General features: G+C 54.7%; 14 protein-coding genes. 1 reads left to right on the top strand and 13 read right to left on the bottom strand.

The window, feature by feature from the left end:
- Positions 1-91 precede the first annotated feature (91 nt).
- The 5 genes from ldtD to cmoM form a co-directional block, all read right to left on the bottom strand.
- Positions 92-1,909 carry a L,D-transpeptidase gene (gene ldtD / locus DFO57_RS01645; RefSeq protein ID WP_089517458.1) on the bottom strand — a complete coding sequence of 606 codons (1,818 nt, stop codon included), beginning with the start codon at positions 1,907-1,909 and terminating at the stop codon, positions 92-94.
- Between the two features lie 169 nt (positions 1,910-2,078).
- Entirely contained in the window at positions 2,079-6,545 is a 4,467-nt protein-coding gene (gene mukB, locus DFO57_RS01640) for a chromosome partition protein MukB (RefSeq protein WP_110015007.1), read from the bottom strand.
- The gene (gene mukE / locus DFO57_RS01635) at positions 6,542-7,267 is read right to left on the bottom strand and encodes a chromosome partition protein MukE (protein ID WP_014606188.1); all 726 of its coding nucleotides are present in this window, start codon (positions 7,265-7,267) and stop codon (positions 6,542-6,544) included. Before mukE ends, mukB begins: the two co-directional genes overlap by 4 nt.
- A complete protein-coding gene (mukF, locus tag DFO57_RS01630) occupies positions 7,248-8,570 on the bottom strand; it encodes a chromosome partition protein MukF (protein WP_013025250.1) in 1,323 nt (440 codons plus the stop codon). Before mukF ends, mukE begins: the two co-directional genes overlap by 20 nt.
- A complete protein-coding gene (gene cmoM / locus DFO57_RS01625; RefSeq protein WP_064373475.1) occupies positions 8,567-9,352 on the bottom strand; it encodes a tRNA uridine 5-oxyacetic acid(34) methyltransferase CmoM in 786 nt (261 codons plus the stop codon). Before cmoM ends, mukF begins: the two co-directional genes overlap by 4 nt.
- A gap of 125 nt (positions 9,353-9,477) precedes the next feature.
- Between cmoM and elyC the strand changes: the two genes are divergently transcribed.
- Positions 9,478-10,254 (top strand): envelope biogenesis factor ElyC, encoded by a 777-nt coding sequence (gene elyC, locus DFO57_RS01620; protein ID WP_019106193.1) that lies wholly within the window; start codon positions 9,478-9,480, stop codon positions 10,252-10,254.
- Positions 10,255-10,351: 97 nt separating this feature from the next.
- Here the strand turns inward: elyC and kdsB are convergent, their stop codons facing one another.
- From kdsB to rpsA, 8 genes are all read right to left on the bottom strand, one after another.
- Positions 10,352-11,101 carry a 3-deoxy-manno-octulosonate cytidylyltransferase gene (gene kdsB, locus DFO57_RS01615; protein ID WP_028714991.1) on the bottom strand — a complete coding sequence of 250 codons (750 nt, stop codon included), beginning with the start codon at positions 11,099-11,101 and terminating at the stop codon, positions 10,352-10,354.
- Complete coding sequence (locus DFO57_RS01610; RefSeq protein WP_013025246.1) at positions 11,098-11,280, bottom strand: Trm112 family protein; 183 nt, start codon at positions 11,278-11,280, stop codon at positions 11,098-11,100. Before DFO57_RS01610 ends, kdsB begins: the two co-directional genes overlap by 4 nt.
- Before the next feature lie 85 nt (positions 11,281-11,365).
- A complete protein-coding gene (locus DFO57_RS01605) occupies positions 11,366-12,583 on the bottom strand; it encodes a winged helix-turn-helix domain-containing protein (RefSeq protein ID WP_028714990.1) in 1,218 nt (405 codons plus the stop codon).
- A gap of 24 nt (positions 12,584-12,607) precedes the next feature.
- Positions 12,608-13,609 (bottom strand): tetraacyldisaccharide 4'-kinase, encoded by a 1,002-nt coding sequence (lpxK, locus tag DFO57_RS01600; protein ID WP_110015006.1) that lies wholly within the window; start codon positions 13,607-13,609, stop codon positions 12,608-12,610.
- Positions 13,606-15,354, bottom strand: coding sequence for a lipid A ABC transporter ATP-binding protein/permease MsbA (gene msbA / locus DFO57_RS01595; RefSeq protein ID WP_013025243.1), 1,749 nt, complete (start codon positions 15,352-15,354; stop codon positions 13,606-13,608). Before msbA ends, lpxK begins: the two co-directional genes overlap by 4 nt.
- Positions 15,355-15,388: 34 nt before the next feature.
- Positions 15,389-17,644, bottom strand: coding sequence for a DNA internalization-related competence protein ComEC/Rec2 (locus DFO57_RS01590; protein WP_110015005.1), 2,256 nt, complete (start codon positions 17,642-17,644; stop codon positions 15,389-15,391).
- A 202-nt stretch (positions 17,645-17,846) separates the two neighbouring features.
- Entirely contained in the window at positions 17,847-18,131 is a 285-nt protein-coding gene (ihfB, locus tag DFO57_RS01585) for an integration host factor subunit beta (RefSeq protein WP_003849360.1), read from the bottom strand.
- A gap of 82 nt (positions 18,132-18,213) precedes the next feature.
- A complete protein-coding gene (rpsA, locus tag DFO57_RS01580) occupies positions 18,214-19,887 on the bottom strand; it encodes a 30S ribosomal protein S1 (protein WP_026021040.1) in 1,674 nt (557 codons plus the stop codon).
- Positions 19,888-20,005 lie beyond the last annotated feature (118 nt).

Raw genomic sequence — 20,005 nt, 5'->3', positions numbered from 1 at the left:
GCAAGTTTGGAAGGCGGCTCCGGATAAAGCCGCCTGAATGACAGGACTGAATAACGGACATACCGTACGACTAACGATTGAAAATCAACTATTAGAGTAATAACTGCTGCGCACGGCTTAAGACCTGGCTCGCCGAACGCGCCGTATTATCATAATTGTAAATATCTGTACGGAACTGCGTTTTGCCGTCATCCGCAACCCAGGCCGTTAAATAATACAAGTTAACCGGGATGCGATGCCGAATGGGCACATAGCGCGTATCGCCCTGCTTGAGCGTGTCAGAGATACGCGCGTCATTCCAGCCGACATCCTGCAACAAAATACCGGCCAGTTCCGAAGCTTTATTCACGCGCACGCAGCCCGAGCTGAGCGCACGAATATCGCGCTGAAACAGATTGTGGTTCGGCGTGTCATGCAGATAAATCGCATCCGAGCTTGGCATATTAAACTTATAGCGACCGAGTGAATTGGTTTGCCCCGGTGCCTGACGTATGCGGTAAGGGAAGGATGAGGCTGACACCATACTCCAGTCAATCATGCTGGGATCGATGACTTCGGAATCGGCGCTCCAGCCAGACAGCAGCGTGTATCCATGTTTATACAGATAGGTTGGGTCCTGTTTCACCTTAGGAATAATGTCCTGACGCACCAGATTGGTCGGCACATTCCAGGGCGGATTCAACACCACATTATTTAGTGCGCTTCGCATCAACGGCGTTTTACGATCTGGTCGTCCCACGATGACCCGGGAGGACAGCACTTTAGTGCCGTTGTTGTAATAATTCAGCGAATAGTTGGGGATGTTCACCATAATGCCGTTGTGCATATCATCCGGCAGCAAACGCAGCCGCTGGATATTCAGCGCCAGCAAGGCCGCACGCTGTTGAGGAGAGACATTCAGCCATTCCCGTGTACGCAGGCCAATCGCCCCATCGGCGTCCAGCCCCTGCCACTGTTGAAAGCGTTTTACCGCCGCGACCAGCTCATCGTTATAAACATTCACACTGCCGGGCGCAGCGGGAGCATTCTGGACGTTACCCTGAACACCGGGTGCCGCAGCAGGTATATCGTTAACCGTGACTGCCGAAGGGCTGACGGCGACAGGCTGCTCGCTGTGGCTGACGGCAACGGGTGCGGTGGGAACGACATCCTCATTGGGCGCGGGTGCGGTTACCTGTGCACTCAGCATGCCGCTGCGGCGAAGAATTTCCCGCAACGCCGGCACATCGTCACTGACCTGTCCAGGTCGTAACGTGTCGCGATTTTTAATTTGTGGCCAGGGTTGTTTATCTTCAAGCAGGCTTTTCAGGGCCTTATGCATGAGTGGATACTGCGGATGCTGCGGCACCAGTGAATTAACAAACGCCGCCGAACTGCCCGCATTGACGGCATTTTGCCAGGCATTGATCACGGATACAGAAGGCACAGCCAGCTTGTAGGGCGTGGTGCTGTACAGCCAGATTTCTCCCTGAGCAGGCACCGAGGAGACAAACTGCAAATAGCCCAGCATCGCATCAGACAACGTGACATCACGGGCAAAGCCTGTGATGTCAGGATCGGTCAGGCGATCGACCCAGCGGGTAAACTGCGGCTGCACCCCGGAGAGGGCAACCTCCGCCAGCTGCTGCTGAAATTTCTGTACGGCTTCATGATCCTGCCAGATCGGCTGCATGTTACGCGCGGCGTAGAGCGCGGCCAGAGAAGCACCGTAAAAAGGCTGGCTGTCGCCTGAAAACGCCTGGCGAATCTTCTGCTGACTCTCACTGACGGATGTGGTGGCGTACGCCGCGTGCGTACCGGGCATCGCGGCGATGATCGCAGCCTGAGCCATTGCACAGGGAATGAGCGTGAGCGCTAGCGTCAGCCACGAACTAACCTGATGAATTTTGAAGCGTTTATACAGTAACATCCCTGCCCCCTTCATTGATCTACCGCGCAGCCTGTCAGGAAACAACTGCGATCGGGCTGTTACTCATATTATTGAGTATACAAATAAAAACGGCATTTGCCTCCTGTGACAAATGCCGTTACCAGATTAACTAATGGCGCTGTTTTTGACTATCTCTGCATCGTGAATATTATGTCGTGGTTTCACTCGCCGGATCGGCTTCGCTGCTGCGTTTCACGGGCAGTGGATCGGCCGCGAAGCCCCGCAATCCTACCACGTGAACGTGCTCGGTGTTGTTAAACACTTTACGCATCAGTTTATAGGTGGTGCCCTTCTCCGGACTGATATTTTCTGGCGCCGCGATTACCAGTTGCATCTCCAGTCGCTCACAGAGTTCAAACAGGGTCGCGATTGAGCGCGCATCCAGACGTGCGGCTTCATCCAGGAACAGAAGACGGCAAGGCGAAATATCTTTACCGCGCAGGCGACGTGATTCCTCTTCCCAGCTCTGCACCACCATGACCAGAATTGACATCCCCGTACCAATGGCCTCACCGGTGGAAAGCGCGCCACTTTCGGCACGCAACCAGCCATCTGAACCCCGGTTGACCTCGACTTCCATCTCAAGGTAGTTACGGTAATCCAGTAGCTCTTCACCGATGGTTTGTGGTGTACGCTGCCCCATATCAATATGCGGATTCAGACGCTGGTAGAGTTTAGCCAGCGCTTCCGAGAACGTGAGTCGATTGCTGTTAAACAGATCCTGATGCTGTTCGTGCTCTTCAGACAAGGTGTCCAGCAGCATGGCATGCGTTTCGCGCACGTTGACGTTCAGCCTGACGCTTCGCACCTGACCAAAGCTCACGGTTTGCAGCCCCTGATTCAGCTGGCGGATACGGTTCTGTTCACGCTGAATCGTTTTACGAATAATATTCGCGACGCTGCGTGAACTGATAGCCAGAGTCTGCTCACGGGCCGTCAGCTCTTCCGTCAGTCGATTGAGTTCAATCTCCATCTGCTCGATGGCTTCAACCGGATCGTCCGTGCGAATGATATCCTGGCGGATACGTTCGCGCAGATGTTGATACACGGCGATGAAAAACTGAATCTTACGTTCCGGGTGTTTCGGATCTTCAGACAAACGCAGCACATCGCGCAGATGTTCGTTATCGGCCACCGCCAGGCGCAGTGCGCCCAGTGCCTTATCCGACATGGAACGCAGTTCATCGCCACTGAGATAAGCCAGTTCACGACGATGCAGACGACGTTCAACACCGTTATCTTTCACCAGACGCAGCACCAGGCACCAGCCCGCCTTAGCACTCACCACCTGTTCGCGGTTCTGGTGATAGTTACGTTCAAGCTGGCGCAGTTTTTTCTGCAGGTTGTCCATTTCTGCTTCGCAGAAAGTGAGCTGTTTCTCCAGCTGATTACGGCGGGCGCGGTTGTGACTTAACGCCGTATAAAGTTCATCCCGGCGGATACGCGCGCGTTCTTCCGCGCTGGCATCGGCCTGAACACCGATATCCTGCATTTCCTGCTGCAGCTCTTTCAGCATATCGCGCTTGGCATCGTAGGCGCTTTTAAGCGATGCCAGCACCTGAGAATATTGCGTCAGCTGCGACTGATGGGCGCGCAAACGCTCACGACAGCGGCTGCGCTCGGCTTCTGCCTGCTCCAGCCTTTGACGCAGTTTGTCGCTGAGATCGTTGTTGCCGCCCAGCATGCTGGCAGAGTCGTCATAGCCGAAATGCGCACGGCGCTGCACCACTTCGGTCAGAGCAAACGCCTGCTGACGCGCGTTACGTTGCTGTTGCTGCGCCTGCTGGTAATCCGCCTGCAACTGCTCATGCTGTTCAGGATCGCTTTGCAGTACCGCAAGCATCGGCTCCAGTCTGGCCAGTTTTGCGCCATGTAAATGGAGGAAACGCGCGGCCTCCTGTGCCTCATCAACCTGCTCGCGAATCTCCTCACAGCGATCCGCCAGCGTCTCATCCCGCAGCAGACTGATGCGCGGCAGCAGGCGATTAAGCTGTGCAACGCCCTCTTTTGCCAGTTCATACTGCTGACGCTGTTGCTGATTATTACTTTCATGCTGATTGAGCGCACGTTCGAGCTCACCGCGACGGGCGCCGAGCTGGCGGATTTGCGCTTCTGGGTCATTATCAAAGGCCACCGCAAGATGGCTGCCGATAAAGCGACTAAATGACTGATGCAGACGTTGCGTCTTCTGTACGTCAAACGACAAGGTGGCGTAACGTTCCGCCAGCCGGTCGCGCTCGTTATTGAGTAATTCAAGCTGGTTTTCGCGCGCCGCCCGACCAAACAGCGGGATTTTCGGGAAGCGGGAATAGCGCCACTGACGCTCGGCGACTTTTACCACGACTGCGTTCTTTAGCTCGTCTACGCTAAACACGCTGTCATCAAACGACTGCGGATCCCCTTCAATCAGGTACAGATCTTCCGGACACTCTTCTAAGCCATCGAGTTGCTCGCGCACCAGCGACAGATCGGGTACGACAATGGCGTGGCGCGATGGGCCGTACAAGGCAGAAAAGTAAGGCGCATCGTCCAGCGTTACGTCATCATAAATTTCCGACAACAGTACGCCGCCAAATCGCTCAGCCAGCTGATTCAGGCGAGGATCTTCGGCACCGCCCGGTTGGCTGAGGCGTTCAATCTGCTGCTCAATTTCACGCTTGCGGGCTGCGACTTCGTCACGCTCAACGGTGGTTTCACGCTCGCGCTCCAGCAGCTGCTGCATGTATTCCGTCACATCCTGGCTGTTGGCCAGGTCCTGACCGGTTTGCTCACTGAGCTGAGTCAGGATTTCTTGCGCGGCCAGCCAGTGCGGCGCGCGCGCGGTCAGCGCGGTGATACGTTCGCGCAGTTGCTCAAGTTCCTGACGCATCATCATGCGCTGTTCGCCCGCGTCTGCCACGCTGCTGTTCAGCTGCTCAATTTGCGCTTCAAGCTCACGCTGAAGGCCTTCCAGCGCGTCAGGATCGTAGTGCTGCCCCTGACGTTTACAGAACTCTGCCAGCAGACGCTCGGCTTCCTGCTGCTCACGCAGGCGCTGTTCGAGTTCATTCAGGCGCAGGCGCAGGGAGGAAAGCTGATCGGCATGGTGACGTTGATTGCTGGCATCGCGTAGCAGATCGCGCCCGACCTGCCAGGCTTCTTTGCGGCTAACCTCACCGGCAATACTGGTGACCAGTGATAACGCCTGTTCAAACTGGCTGTGGGCGGCTTCTGCTACGCTCAGCTTCTGCTCCAGATTCAGCAGTTGCCCGGTGGCTTCTTCTTCTTTCGCCTGGAAACTGGCCTGCCATTCGGCGGCATTATCGATGGTTAAGTCTGGCAACTGACAGAGCGTGCGGGCGCGCTCCAGCGCCTGTAATGCCTGTTGATACTGAATAGCACGGGTTTGCTGCACATCCAGCGCCTGCTGAAAATCGGCCAACTGGCTCTTAAGCTCATCCACTTCCAGTTCTGCGGCTTCGGCACGGGCCTCATTTTCTTCCTGGATTTCACGCGCTTCAGCAACGACTTCGCTCTGCTCTTCCAGACGGATCGTAAGATCTTCAATATCGCTGTCATAGCGCGTGATTTTTTCCTGCTGGCGCATCGCCGTCTGCACCAGATTCAGGTGATCGCTCGCCGCCTGATAATCGACTTCGAGATCGTTTTCCGCCCCGCTGTGTTCGGCCAGCTCGCGCGCCATCTCTACATGGCGGTACTGTTCAGAAGCCAGCTGTTTGCGACCGCTGAGCAGCTCATTGCGCAGCTGTAAGGCGCTGTCGAGGTGGATGCGTCGCTCGTTGGCATGACGCATATAATCCGCCGACACATAGCTGGTGGCCTCAGAAATAAGGTGCTTAAACAGGTCACGATCCGACTGGGTGACGCGGATCGCTTCCAGCGTCATACGGTTCTCGCGCAGCGCCGCTTCCATATCCTGAAAGGCTTTACGCACGCCGCTGTTTTCCGGCAACAGATAATCACGTAGCGAGCGGGTAATCGCACTGGAGATACCGCCGTAAAGAGAGGCTTCAATCAGGCGGTAAAACTTGCTGCGATCGCTGGCCGAACGCAGACGACGGGGGACAACGCCGAGATCAAACATCATGGCGTGATAGTCGGTGACCGAGCTGTACTGACGGAACTGCACGCCTTCCAGCGCCTCAACACGTTCTTTTACCTCATTAAGCGGTAACACGCGCGCCTGACGGCTGTTGAGGATTTCCGTCAGCATATCAGTAGGCAGCGTATCTGTAGGTAAACCATGAATACTGAAAGGTTTGATATCGACTTTCTTATCACGTCCGGCGATCTGCTGCAGTCTGACGCCCGCCACCACGCGTTGGTGACGTGAATTGACGACGTCCAGCATGGCATAGCAAACACCGGCACGGAGTTTACCGTGCAGGCCTTTATCACGTGATCCTGAGGTCGCGCCCGCTTCGGTCGTGTTACGGAAGTGCAGCAGCGTTAAGTCAGGGATAAGCGCCGTTACAAAGGCCGCCATGGTGGTTGACTTGCCTGCCCCGTTACCGCCCGACAGCGTGGTGACCAGTTCATCGAGATCAAAGGTTCGGGCAAAAAAACCGTTCCAGTTGATCAGCGTTAGCGAACGAAATTTGCCGCGTTCAATCATGCCTGTTCTTCCTCCGCGATATCACCCGCATCGCTGTCATTCTCATCACTGTCATCAGCCTCAGTCGTGGCCGTGGCGTTATCCAGCAACATTGCCTCACCGTCACGAATCAGGCGCAGCTGCGCTTCCCGCGGATCGTCACCGCTGCGCACATCGGCGCCGAAGCGAAAAACGGACTCGATAATACGGAACTTGCTGCTGTCGTTGCCAAAAAACCACACCATGCCAAGACGGCGCAGGCGGCTTAAAGACGCACGCATTTTTTCCTGCAGCTTGGCGCGATCGAGATCTGAGCCGGTTGAGCGCTGATTAACCAGTTTCAGCAGTTTACTTTCATCCGCCAGGGACAGCAGCTCGTCATAAAGTTCCTGCTGGGTAAAAATGCCTTCATTCGCCAGGCGTTCCGGGCTGAGATAGAGATAGCAAAGGATTTTACCGACCATCATATCCAGCTCAGACAGGACAGAACGGGGAATGAGCGTGGTTGAACGCGGACGCAGATAGAAGAATCCCTCTGGCGCGCGAATCAGCTCAACGTTGTAGCGGGTGTAAAACTCTTCCAGATACTGCTGGTAATCCATCAGAAAAGCATGATTGTCCAGCTCTTCAATACCAATGTGGCGTCCGGCGCGTAACTGGCTGTCCAGCGCCGGAAAAATCGGATTTGCCAGTGCCTGTGCCAGTTTAACCGGCATCACTTGTTCAATATTTGTCGATGACATGTGCCTGCACCTTGGCTCCGTAATCATTAATGGCTTGCCATTCCACAGGCAAACCGGCTAAATCGGCTTCCGCTACGCCGAGCCGCACGGCCTGATCCACCACAATACGCGCCAGGTCAAAGTGACGCGCGCGTGGATATTGAGCCAGATAGTCGCGCATCACAGCGGCGAGGTTGAGCGGTTTTTGCTGCGTTTTATAAATCTCTAAGGCTTCTTCAATCATGGCCGCCAGCTGCTCGCGAATTTCATTGAATTCTTCAAACTCCAGCTCGGCCGGCAATTCGCCCATAACTTCGTCATTGCGCAGCGTCAGTTCGTCGTCACGCATATCGTACAGACGTTCGGCGTTGGCATAGGTGAGCGCCCAGGGCGCATCAAAATAGTTCTGCACAGAAACACGCAAACGCTGGGCGAAAACGCGGTTTTTGTCCATATCGATGGCGGTACGAATGAATTTGTGCACGTGGCGATCGTAGCCAATCCAGAGATCGATGGCCTGTTGCCCCCAACTGGTAATGCGATCGAGTTTGCTTTGCAAATCGAAAACCAGTTTGTCGACAAAACCCAGATCCGGGCTGTCCAGCGTGGCATCCTGAATGCGCAGCAGATTTTCCTGCAGCTTATCGCCCGCCGCCTCCAGCGTATCCTGCAGTTCACGCAGCGTACCTGAGGTTTCCGACAGCAACATTTCACAGCTCGAAATCGCGGCTCGCCAGTCTTTGTTCAGCAGTTCGGCAATATCCGTCTTAACCGCCTGCTGTTGCTCATCCATCAGGCGCTGCGTCATATCGATACTGTCGAAAATTTCGGCCACCGAATATTTCAGCGGCGCGAACACGTTGCGGTGCCAGTGAAATTCATCGCCGTTTTCCTGAGCCGCATCCGCGGCGCGCTTCAGCTCCGCCGCCACGATAGAAAGCTGCATTGACAGGCGCAGCGTGGAGAATTCCCGCTGGCGAATATAGTAATCAGTGATGCCAATGGCCAACGGGGTCAGGCGATAAATCGCATTGCCCTCGGTTAACTCACTGGTAAAGCGGTTTAACAGGCGCTGGCGCACCATATCGTTGATGGCGTTGTTGGCACGTACCAACACCGTTTCACTGGTTTGCTCAAAGGCTTTGCTGACGTGACGAAACGCATCAATCAGGTCACCTTCGCTCATTTCACCGTCCATGCGTTCGCCATTTAGCGTGGCGATGGCCAGCAAAAAAGCCAGACGTTCAACTGGCAGCGCAAGCGAGAAGTCATTCTTGCGCGCCCAGGATACCAGCTCCGGTACCGTCTGGGAAAATTCACTCATAATTCGTCCTTCTGCCCGGGTTTGCGCGCGGTCACGTGGATGTAACGCCCTAAGCTTAAAAAGGGTTCCTGGCGGCAAAAGCGCCGCTCCATCTCAATAATTTCGTCGTCGCTCTTTGGCTCGCCTTTAGGCGGCTTCATATAATCGCTGAATACGCGAATCCCGGTACGCCGTTCAATCTGAAAACCACAGTTCTCCAGCCAACGATACACGTCATCGGGATCGCGGGGATAGTCCGGTGACAGCGTGCGCTTCTTGCGTTTGGTCAAGTTAGTGCGCAGATAACCAAAGTTGCCCAGCGTCAGGGTGCGTAATGTTAACCCATGCAGGTTGTAAAACATCAACGACAGCACGCCGCCGGGGCGCAGTGTATCAAACAAGGCTTTTAACACCGCTTCAGGCTCCGCAACCCACTCAAGCACAGCGTGAAACAATACCAGATCCACCGGCTTATCCAAATGTTCACCGACCTGCTGCGCGCTAATTTGTTTGAATTGCATGTTGTGGCTCACACCCAGCGCATCCGCATTGTCCTGGGCACGGCGTAACATCTCTCCGGAAAGATCGCACAGCAGTATCTGGTGGCCCCGCCCAGCCAGCCCGCTGGACATCTGACCGATGCCGCCGCCCGCATCCAGTACGTTCAGCGCGGAGGATGACAGGCTGGGAAGAATCGTTTCCAGCTCATCCCATAAGATGGCCTGACGCACCAGGCCTTTGGTTGTGCCGTAAATGTTTTGCGAAAATTTATCCGCGAGATCGTCAAAGTTACGATCCTGCATGGCGTGGGCTCCGGTATGCTGCGGTGAAACATATGCTATTTTGTCACAGGTACGGTAAGAATGAAGCTTTGATACCATTCTTGCGCTCTGGCTGCTGTTTTTTCGGACAACAAGAGGTTTTTTACATGGTTTTTATGCTGAAAAAGGCCGTCGGTAACCTGTTGCTGCCCTTGCCTTTTCTGCTTTTACTGATGGCGGCAGGCATTTTACTGCTTTGGTTCAGCCGCTGGCAGAAAAGCGGCAAAATACTCATCTCGGTGAGCTGGCTGATAATATTACTGATTAGCCTACAGCCTGTGGCAGACCGCCTGTTATTGCCGGTGGAGTCGCACTATTCAACATGGAATGGTAGCCAGAAAGTGGATTACATCGTGGTACTGGGTGGAGGCTATACCTACAATCCTGCCTGGGCACCCAGCTCAAACTTGTTGAATAACAGTTTGCCTCGCGTGACAGAGGGCGTGCGTCAGTGGCTGCGTAACCCGCAGGCAACGATGGTCTTTACCGGTGCTGCTGCAGGGCACAATCCCAAAAGTAATGCGTGGGTGGCCGCACAGGTCGCCGAAAGCCTTGGCGTACCTGACGCTCATATTCATATTCTGGATCAACCCAAGGATACTGAGCAGGAAGCGCGGGCGGTCAGCGCAGTGATCGGGCATCATTCCTTTTTGCTGGTCACATCAGCGAATCATATGCCGCGTGCCATGCGTTTCTTCCAGCAGGCAGGGCTTAACCCGATTGCCGCACCGGCGAACCAGTTGGCAATTACCTCCCCGCTCAACTGGTGGGAGCGGGCTTTTCCTTCTCCGCTGTGGATGGGCCACAGCGAACGCGCCATCTATGAAACGCTCGGCAGTGCATTGCAACGCATTAATCCCCCCGCCGAAACACCCGCTTCGTAGAAGCGTTGGAGGATGCGCACGACGCCGCGCGCATCCTTCAATCGGGTAATCAGAAGCGCGGAGAGCCGTAGTCACGCCCTGAACCTGTCGGATGACCTCAGCCGCGCATGGCAGCGCGCACACGAATCAGGTCCTCTGGCGTATCGACCCCAACGCCCGGCACCGTTTTTGCTACGGCCACGTGAATCTTTTCGCCGTACCACAGCACCCGGAGCTGCTCGAGTAATTCAATCTGCTCAAGGGGACAAGGTGCCCAGTCGATGTAACGGCGAATAAAGCCTGCCCGGTAGGCGTAAATGCCAATGTGCCGGAGCAGCGTATCGCCGATGCGATCGCGTGATTCCGCATAGCGCTCGCGGTCCCAGGGAATGGTCGCACGAGAAAAATACAGCGCATAGCCTTTGGCATCCATAACGACTTTCACGGCGTTAGGATTAAAGGCTTCTTCTGCATCGGTAATGGGCACGGCCAGCGTCGCCATACCGGCCTCAGACTGCGCCAGATTATTCGCCACCTGGTGCACGATTTCGGCCGGGATCATAGGCTCATCGCCCTGAACATTGACGATAATTTGATCGTCTGCGAACTGATACTTCTCAATCACTTCGGCAAGGCGTTCTGTGCCTGAATGATGATCGGCGCGCGTCATGCAGACTTCGCCTCCCGACGCTTCCACTGCGCCGGCCACATCCGGGTGATCGGTCGCCACGATAACCCGGCTGGCACCGGATTCGCGCGCGCGTTCCATCACATGTACCACCATCGGCTTGCCATGAATATCGACCAAGGGTTTACCGGGTAGACGGGTTGAGGCATAACGAGCAGGAATGATGGCAATGAAACTCATGGATGGATCTCTTCAACCGACAACGTACGGGCTTCGTTTTCCAACAGGACCGGAATGCCATCGCGCACCGGAAAAGCCAGTGCATCGGGCTTGCAGATCAGTTCTTGCTGTTCGTTGTTGTAATACAGCTTGCCATTGCAAACCGGGCAGGCAACGATTTCGAGTAAACGGTGATCCATATATCCTCCATCACGGACCGATAGCGTAAGCGCTAAAGCATATCACAGCGTTGATAAGAGCGGGTAAACCACACCGGTTGTGGCATCACGAATTATCCAGCGGCCACAACCGCGGCCAGTGTGCCAGTAACGCCGGAGGAGCCTGCTGTAACACGACCGTCTCTGCACCCTGCCAGCGCGCGAAACGGGTAATTGCCCGTTGTGCATCCTGGAGAAAGGAGGTGGTGACAGAGACGTCGTGCTCCAGCCAGATATTTTTGATCTCCAACTGACGTGACGCGCGAATCATTCGTGCATCCAGCCGGGCTTTAAGCTGACCACGATGCAGCAAAGGTAAAACGAAGTAACCGTACCTGCGCTTTTCGGCAGGCGTGTAGCATTCGATACGGTAGTCAAAATCAAACAGTTCTCGCGCCCGCTTTCGATCCCAGACTACGGGATCAAATGGGGATAACAGCGCGGTGTGCGTCGCTTTCAAAGGCGTCGTTAATCCGGGCAGCGCGCTCTGGTGCAGCCACATCGCGCCCATCCCCTTGACCTCGACCGGAATAATGTCTCCCGCGACCTGCGCCGATTGGATAAAGGCTTTGATCGGTGCCTGTTTCAGCCGGTAATAATCGGCCAGCCATTCACTGCGAAAAATCCCCAGGCTGCGCGCACTGTTCATCAACATCAATTGGATCGCTTCATCCTCGCCGATCGCGTGGATCGCATCCTGCCAGTCCGGCATCACCCGGGTGCGTAAATCGTAGACTCGCTGAAAATTTCGGCGCTCTGCTACCATCAATTCACCTGCGCTAAACAGATTTTCGAGATGCCGCTTGTGCGGTTTCCACGCCCACCATCCCGGTTTATGATTTTTTTCGGTGGCAAAATCGGCCGATCTGACGGGGCCGTTATCGCGGATGTAGGTCAGTAAATCGGCCATCTCCTGCTGATACTCGGCAGCCCATTGCGCACTGTATTTCCAGCCCAGGCGTTCGGGCGAGAGCATGCGATGTCGCAGTAATTTGTAATCGTTGCGCGGAATAAAGCAGGCTTCGTGGGCCCAGTACTCAAAAATGTCCCCCTGAGCCAGGGATGTATCCAGCCAGGATTGAGGGTAATCCCCTAAACGACTAAACAGCACCAGATAAGGGCTTCGGGCAACCACATTGATGGTGTCGATTTGTAGTAAGGCCATTCGGGTAATACAGTCTGGAATGTCCTGCTGACGCGCCCGGCGGGCTGCCGGACGGAGCAGACCCTGAGCTGCGAGGTGGATGTTACGTGCCTGCTGTCGCGAAAGTGAATGTATGCTCATTCTCTTCCTTATCAGATGGGGAGGTTAGTACTTTGCCCGGTGTGCAGACGTACGGCAAAGGTTTTCTATATCCTCTAACAGCAAGGTGGCTGCCTCGGCGTGCAGTTGTGCATCAACCGGCAGATACCACCACGAGGGTTGTGCGAATGCCCGGCACTTAACCGCATCTTTTTCGGTCATCAACAGCATCTGCTCAGGCTGCAGCAGACGTGAAAGTTCTTCTTCGCTGTAAGCATGGTGGTCGGCAAAAGCGATTTCCGCTACAGGCGTTAACCCCTGCTGCTTTAAGGTATTAAAGAAGCGTGGCGGATGACCAATTCCCGCCATAGCAACAACGTTATGAAAGGTGCTGAGCGGGCGTTGTTCGCCGCTCAGCAGATGCGTCGCCTTGCCCGGGCGCAGTTGCATCGCAATTTCACCTGCCTGCGGTTCGCCGCCATTGACGATAACGGCATCCACCGTTTTGAGACGTGAAGCGCGTTCGCGCATTGGGCCAGCAGGTAACCACCAGCCGTTGCCGAAACGGCGCACGCCATCCACCACGACAATCTCCCGATCGCGCTGCAAGGCGTAATGCTGCAGACCATCGTCAGTCACAATCAGATCCAGCTCGTGATGCTTCAGGAGAAGGTCAATGGCCTCACGGCGGCGCGGCGCAACGGCCACGGGCGCAGCCGTGCGCTGGGCGATCAGAACGGGTTCGTCACCCGCCTGTTCAGTGGCGGTTGCGGCAGTGACCTGCAATGGATAATGGTCTGCTTTACCGCCATAGCCTCGTGAAATCACGCCAACACGCAGGCCGCGTTGTTGCAGGGCCTCTACCAGCCAAATCACCACCGGCGTTTTGCCGTTCCCGCCTGCGGTTAAATTCCCGACCACCACGACAGGCACGGGCGCACGCCAGCTTTTGCGCCAGCCGCGTTGAAAACTGAAGCGGATCAATGCCGTAATCGCCCCGTATAGCAGACTAAGTGGCCATAGCAGTACCCATAAAGGCGATCGCCCGCTCCAGATGCGCTCAATCATTGGCCAAATTGCATTTTATGAAGTTGGGCATAGGCGCCTTTTTCCGCAAGGAGCACAGCATGCGTGCCGCGCTCGATAATTTTGCCCTCTTCCACGACCACAATTTCATCCGCTTTTTCGATAGTCGACAGGCGGTGTGCAATCACCAGGGAAGTACGGTTTTTCTGCAACTCATCCAGGGCTGACTGAATAGCACGCTCAGATTCCGTATCCAGCGCCGAAGTGGCCTCGTCAAGAATCAGGATAGGACAGTCGCGCAGTAACGCACGCGCAATGGCGATACGTTGACGCTGACCGCCAGACAACAGGACGCCGTTTTCGCCGATAACCGTATCCAGCCCTTTATCCATTTTATTGATAAAATCCATGGCATGAGCCATGGTCGCCGCTTTTTCAATCTCCTCACGGCTGTACTGCTCGCTGCGCGCATAGGCAATGTTATTGGCGACAGTATCATTAAACAGGTGCACATTTTGCGACACCAGCGCGACCTGATTACGCAATGACGATAAGGTGTACTCGCGCAAATCGTAGCCATCCAGCAAAATGTTGCCCTGCTGAATATCATAAAAACGGGTCAGCAGGCTTGCCATGGTCGATTTACCCGAGCCTGAACGCCCCACCAGGGCTACCGTTTTGCCTGCCGGCAGCGCCAGATTAATGTCTTTCAAGGCAGGCGTTTCACGGCCCGGATAGGTAAATGTCACATTACGGAACTCGACATCCCCTTTTGCGCGGGTAATTTCACGCTTACCGTTGTCAATTTCCTGCTCGCTGTCCAGAATGGAAAACAGCGTCTGGCAGGCCGCCATACCACGCTGGAACTGAGCATTCACGTTGGTCAGTGACTTCAGCGGGCGCATCAGCGCAATCATGGATGAGAACACCACAGTGATCGTACCGGCGGTCAAGGTATCCATCACGCTGGGGAAACTCGCCGCATAAAGCACAAACGCCAGCGCCAGCGAGGCAATCAGCTGAATAACCGGATCGGAGATCGAGGACGCTGACACCAGCTTCATACCCTGCTGGCGCATACGGTTGCTGACCTTGGCAAAACGCGCCGATTCGATTTCCTGTCCGCCAAAAATCAGCACTTCTTTATGCCCTTTCAGCATCTGCTCAGCGCTGGTTGTCACTTGCCCCATGGTGTTTTGCATGGATTTGCTGATGTTGCGGAAGCGCTTCGACACCATACGAATGGCAAAGGAAACAATCGGGGCGAGCACGATGAGAATCAGCGACAGCTGCCAGCTGTAATAGAACATCATGATAAACAGGCCAATGATGGACGCGCCTTCGCGCACGACCGTGACCAGTGCGCCTGATGAAGACGATGCAACCTGCTCCGAGTCATAGGTGATACGCGAGAGGAGCGTACCCGTAGACTGCTGATCGAAGAAGGCCACCGGCATGCCCATCATATGACTGAACAGACGCCGGCGCATATTCATGACCACGTTCCCGGATACCCAGGAAATGCAGTAGCTGGAAATATAGCTACTTACGCCGCGAACCAGCATCAAGCCAATAACTGCCAACGGCATCCACAGCATCACGGACCTGTCCGCTTTACCAAAGCCGTCATCCAGCAAAGGCTTCAACAGGGAGAGCATTAACGTATCGCCTGCGGCATTAATAATCAGGGCCGTAGCCGCCACAATTAAGCCAGCTTTGTTGGGTGCGATCATCGGCCAGAGTCGACGGAATGTCTGCCACGTTGAGAGATCTTTATCTTGATGCATTATTTATTCACGTTGTTGGAAATAGCCGGCCATTCTACCTGGATTCGCGTTTGACGCCAAACCACTGATGATACCAACGGGGCATTAATTGTTCTCTGAGGGTAAAAACCTGCATTTTACCTTTACCAACTCTGATGCTTATCTGTCCAGATTGCCCTGTATCGAGCCAGTTATAGCCATATTCGTGGTAATTACGTAATACAGGTTTAGCCGGCATTCGCCATGCATTATAGCGCGCCAGAGAGGCAATCGCGGTGTGTCCGGCCACGCTACGAAGCAGTAATCGGGAGGATGACGTGCGGCTGCCATGATGGGGAACCTGCAAAATATCGGCTTTTAGCTGCTGCTTCTCCAGCCTGACCAACTGCTGCTCAGCCAGTTTTTCCAGATCGCCGGTCAGCAACAGCCGGACATTTCCGTCATCAACGCTCACCACGCAGGAGTCGTTATTTTCACCTTTATTGGGTGAACTGAGTGGCCAGAGCACGCTGAAATTTAGCTGCTTCCAACGCCATGTTGCTCCCCGAACGCAGGCCAAATGGTGCGTTCCCTCCAGGCTGCTGCGCACCTTTATCCCAGGCCAGCGTTGCAGAATGGCAGCGAGCCCGCCGGTATGATCGAGATGTCTGTGGCTCAGGATAACCTCCTGCAGTACCAGACCTTTATGTTGTAACCAGGGCGTAATCACGCGTGTTCCTGCATCACTGTGTTGCCAGCGTGGCCCCGTATCGTACAACACGGCCTCACGGCCCTGACTGATGACCACGCTCAAGCCATGCCCGACATCCAGCATATCAATGCGCCATTCCCTTTCCGGTTTATAGTGGCGGGAAAACACCATGGCCAGTGCGATAGCGCTGCAGCTCCACGGCAGGCTGAACAGTGCACCAGTGCGCCAGACCAGCAAGCCGCCCCACACCATGAGCATAAAAAAGGCTGCCCCCTGCAATGGCCACCAGCCCGGCGGCAACAGCGCCAGGCTGGTTAACAGAAAACGAAGAGAGCCATCTGCCGCCAGCCAAAACCAGGTGGAGATTGCCGGCACCGGTAGCAGCATCGCAACCAGTATTAACGGCACCGTGACAAATGACACCACCGGGATGGCCAGCAGATTGGCTATCAGCGCCGTTATACTAATGCCGTTGAACAAGCCCGCCTGTAACGGCAGCATCAAAATCATCATGCCTGACTGCAGGTGGAGAAGCTGTATCGGTAACCAGCGGCGTGCGTGCCGAAAGCGCGCCGCCAGTGGGAACCAGTGGTACCAGGTCAACAGCATGCCCACCGCCAACACAGAAAGCCAGAAGCTGTCAGAGAGTACCGTAAGCGGGTCGACGGCAAGCAGTAAACCCACACACAGCGTCCAGACTTGCCAGCTACTCAACTGCACGCCAACGAAACGTGTTACAGCCCAGAGTGTCAGTGCCAGTAATGCCCGCTGCGCAGGTGCATGCGCCCCGGAAAGCCAGGTATACAGCGCGGCAAAAAGCCAGCCCATAATGACAGGATACAGATAGCTGACAGCGCGGGCCGGAAACAGAATCTGGCTTCCTCGTGCCAGTAACCACCCTGTCCCTGCTGCCAAAGCAATGTGCATGCCTGAAATTGCCATAAGGTGCGCGGTACCGGTCTCCCTTAACAGCTGTCGGGTCGCCTCGCTGAGGTTGTCCCGGATGCCAAAGGCTAACGCTTCAAGCGTGGCTGAGGCAGGCAAGTGGCCGTTTTGCTGACGATGGTGAGTGATAAATCGCCAGCGCACGCTGCAGGAGGCGTGCGTGATGGTCTGGGAAACAATACGGCCCTGCACGGGTGCATGATTCGCCATGGCGAAGCGCTGCGCATCAAACGCCCCTTCGTTGAGCCTGGCATGCACCGCTCTCAGCCTGAGCATCATCTTTCCACGCTGGCCGGGGCAATACTCACTGGCGTTATCCGGCAACGAAAGCCACGCAAAGCGCGGCGGGAAGAGAATGTGATCGTCCACTTTTAGCAATCTGACTCTGATGCGCGAATGCGCCTGATGGACGTCCTCAATTTGCACATCAAACTTCCCCGGGGCAGCAATCATCATTTCGGTGTCTTTTACCAGTGATTGTGCATTAAAAAGCCCCCAGGCCGTGAACAGGAGCGCCACGCCGGCGATGCGGATCCTGCGATGAGATAAGGCAAGCAGGCAGACACCACTCAACAGCAGCACCACTATGGTGAAAGGGGAAGGAAGCCCGGGTAACACCAGTAAGGGTAACGTCGTGATCGCGGCGATTCTTGCCAGTAAAATCCATGTCAACATAATGCATCCCGCTCCTGTCGTGCCACAAGTATGCCGCACGACTTCTCAGGATAAAGCGCATTCGTTGTTCACCAGGTGAAGGATCGCAGTAAAAATCGGCCGTTGCAGCGAAGAGACATTTTTCTGGAAGAGAGATCCATCGCAGGTGACAGGCAAAAAAAAACGACATCCGGAGATGTCGTTTAGGCGGTTCGGTATCGGCTTAGCCGTAAATGTTTGCACGGTCACGCAGTTCTTTGCCCGGCTTGAAGTGGGGAACGTATTTACCTTCCAGATCCACTTTGTCACCCGTTTTCGGGTTACGACCGGTGCGCGGAGCGCGATAATGCAACGAAAAGCTGCCGAATCCCCGGATTTCAATGCGTTCGCCCTGTGCCAGCGTCGTGGCCATGTGCTCCAGCATTTCTTTGACTGCATCCTCAACGACTTTCGCCGGTATATGAGTATGCTGTCCCGCCAGCCTTTCAATCAGTTCTGACTTGGTCATGTAACCTCCGGTTAATCCCTACAGGAATGTATGACAGCTTTTACCGAAACCGGGCGAATAAATCCGCCCGGTGCAAGGTCGATTACTCGCCTTTAGCCGCTTTGAACGCTTCAGCCATAGCGCTAGAGAAGTTGCCTTCTTCCTGTTTGGTGTTAACAGTATTGATGGCTTCTTTCTCGTCAGCCTGGTCTTTCGCACGAACAGACAGGCTAACAACGCGGTTTTTACGGTCAACGCCGGTGAATTTAGCTTCAACGTCGTCGCCTACGTTCAGAACCAGCGTAGCGTCTTCGATGCGGTCCAGTGAAGCTTCAGAAGCGCGCAGGTAACCTTCAACGCCGTCTGCTAATTCAACTGTAGCACCTTTAGCATCAACTGCAGTCACTTTACCGGTGACGATGGCACCTTTCTTGTTCAAAGTGATGTAGTTGTTGAACGGATCTTCTGCCAGCTGTTTAACGCCCAGAGAGATACGCTCGCGCTCTGCATCAACCTGCAGTACAACGGCAGCGATTTCGTCACCTTTTTTGTACTCACGAACGGCTTCTTCGCCAGTCGCGTTCCAGGAGATGTCAGACAGGTGAACCAGACCGTCGATGCCGCCGTCCAGGCCGATGAAGATACCGAAGTCAGTGATTGACTTGATTTTACCTTCAACGCGATCGCCTTTATTGTGAGTCTCGGCGAACTGCTGCCATGGGTTAGATTTGCACTGCTTCAGACCCAGGGAGATACGACGACGCTCTTCATCGATGTCCAGAACCATTACTTCAACCACATCGCCTACGTTGACAACTTTAGACGGATGGATGTTTTTGTTGGTCCAGTCCATTTCTGAAACGTGTACCAGACCTTCAACGCCTTCTTCGATTTCTACGAAGCAGCCGTAATCAGTCAGGTTGGTCACACGACCAGTCAGCTTGGTGCCTTCTGGATAGCGCTTAGCGATAGCCACCCATGGATCTTCGCCCAGCTGCTTCAGACCCAGAGATACACGGGTACGCTCGCGGTCGAATTTCAGGACTTTAACGTTGATTTCATCGCCAACATTCACGATCTCGCTTGGATGCTTAACGCGCTTCCAGGCCATATCAGTGATGTGCAGCAGGCCGTCAACGCCGCCCAGATCAACGAACGCACCGTAGTCAGTCAGGTTCTTAACGATACCTTTGACTTCCATGCCTTCCTGCAGGTTTTCCAGCAGCTGATCGCGCTCTGCACTGTTCTCAGATTCGATAACCGCACGACGTGAAACCACGACGTTGTTGCGTTTCTGATCCAGCTTGATCACTTTGAATTCAAGCTCTTTGCCTTCCAGGTGCAGCGTGTCACGCACTGGACGCACATCTACCAGTGAACCTGGCAGGAACGCACGGATACCGTTCAGCTCAACTGTGAAGCCACCTTTGACTTTGCCGTTGATAATACCGGTAACAGTTTCAGCTTCTTCGTAAGCTTTTTCCAGCGTGATCCAAGCTTCATGACGCTTAGCTTTCTCACGGGACAGCAGAGTTTCACCGAAGCCGTCTTCCACTGCGTCCAGAGCAACGTCAACTTCGTCACCAACCTGGATTTCCAGTTCGCCGGCTGCGTTTTTGAACTGCTCTGCAGGAATTGCAGATTCAGATTTCAGGCCCGCATCAACCAGAACGACGTCTTTGTCGATAGAGACAACGACGCCACGAACGATGGAACCCGGGCGGGTTTCGATTTCTTTCAGGGATTCTTCAAATAGTTGAGCAAAAGATTCAGTCATATTGATAATCTTAGGATTCTTCAATTTAACGTCCATCTGACTTCATGTCGGATGGGGTTGTTTCACATGCCCTGCACCGGATCCCTGGCACAGGGTTAATACAATTCGTTTAAACCAA

It is taken from the genome of Pantoea sp. AG702 (assembly GCF_003182295.1).
In the GTDB taxonomy this organism is placed as follows: Bacteria; Pseudomonadota; Gammaproteobacteria; order Enterobacterales; family Enterobacteriaceae; genus Pantoea; species Pantoea ananatis.
This window is presented reverse-complemented; position numbering and strand designations above follow the sequence as displayed.

Excerpts from the sequence above, each read along its gene's own strand:
- ldtD (WP_089517458.1), bottom strand. The coding sequence starts at position 1,909 with ATGTTACTGTATAAACGCTTCAAAATTCATCAGGTTAGTTCGTGGCTG.
- mukB (WP_110015007.1), bottom strand. The coding sequence starts at position 6,545 with ATGATTGAACGCGGCAAATTTCGTTCGCTAACGCTGATCAACTGGAAC.
- mukE (WP_014606188.1), bottom strand. The coding sequence starts at position 7,267 with ATGTCATCGACAAATATTGAACAAGTGATGCCGGTTAAACTGGCACAG.
- mukF (WP_013025250.1), bottom strand. The coding sequence starts at position 8,570 with ATGAGTGAATTTTCCCAGACGGTACCGGAGCTGGTATCCTGGGCGCGC.
- cmoM (WP_064373475.1), bottom strand. The coding sequence starts at position 9,352 with ATGCAGGATCGTAACTTTGACGATCTCGCGGATAAATTTTCGCAAAAC.
- elyC (WP_019106193.1), top strand. The coding sequence starts at position 9,478 with ATGGTTTTTATGCTGAAAAAGGCCGTCGGTAACCTGTTGCTGCCCTTG.
- kdsB (WP_028714991.1), bottom strand. The coding sequence starts at position 11,101 with ATGAGTTTCATTGCCATCATTCCTGCTCGTTATGCCTCAACCCGTCTA.
- DFO57_RS01610 (WP_013025246.1), bottom strand. The coding sequence starts at position 11,280 with ATGGATCACCGTTTACTCGAAATCGTTGCCTGCCCGGTTTGCAATGGC.
- DFO57_RS01605 (WP_028714990.1), bottom strand. The coding sequence starts at position 12,583 with ATGAGCATACATTCACTTTCGCGACAGCAGGCACGTAACATCCACCTC.
- lpxK (WP_110015006.1), bottom strand. The coding sequence starts at position 13,609 with ATGATTGAGCGCATCTGGAGCGGGCGATCGCCTTTATGGGTACTGCTA.
- msbA (WP_013025243.1), bottom strand. The coding sequence starts at position 15,354 with ATGCATCAAGATAAAGATCTCTCAACGTGGCAGACATTCCGTCGACTC.
- DFO57_RS01590 (WP_110015005.1), bottom strand. The coding sequence starts at position 17,644 with ATGTTGACATGGATTTTACTGGCAAGAATCGCCGCGATCACGACGTTA.
- ihfB (WP_003849360.1), bottom strand. The coding sequence starts at position 18,131 with ATGACCAAGTCAGAACTGATTGAAAGGCTGGCGGGACAGCATACTCAT.
- rpsA (WP_026021040.1), bottom strand. The coding sequence starts at position 19,887 with ATGACTGAATCTTTTGCTCAACTATTTGAAGAATCCCTGAAAGAAATC.